General features: G+C 44.5%; 1 protein-coding gene. It reads right to left on the reverse strand.

Annotated features, from left to right (window positions below; genetic code table 11):
- Positions 1-272: OsmC family protein (locus SB775_RS29530; RefSeq protein WP_410864791.1), on the reverse strand; the 272-nt coding region annotated here is incomplete at both ends.

Below are 272 nucleotides of genomic sequence, written 5' to 3' on the forward strand. Positions count from 1 at the left end.
GAGCTAGTTCAATATCATACGTGGAAGCGGACTCTTTGAGGATAATGACAGGTCGATGAATGATTTTCTCATATGTAAACACACCATTTGTCACATCTACGACGGCCTCAGAGCTCATCGATAGATCCTCTTTCTCTAATTGACTCCGCTCCATCATGGCGGCAAGTGTAATGATATAACACGTGGCCGCTGCACCTAAGAGCATCTCATCTGGATTTGTTCCGATGCCCGGGCCGTCCATTTCTTTTGGAATCGAAATCTTCGTTTTTAAT

It is taken from the genome of Peribacillus sp. SIMBA_075, from assembly GCF_046534585.1.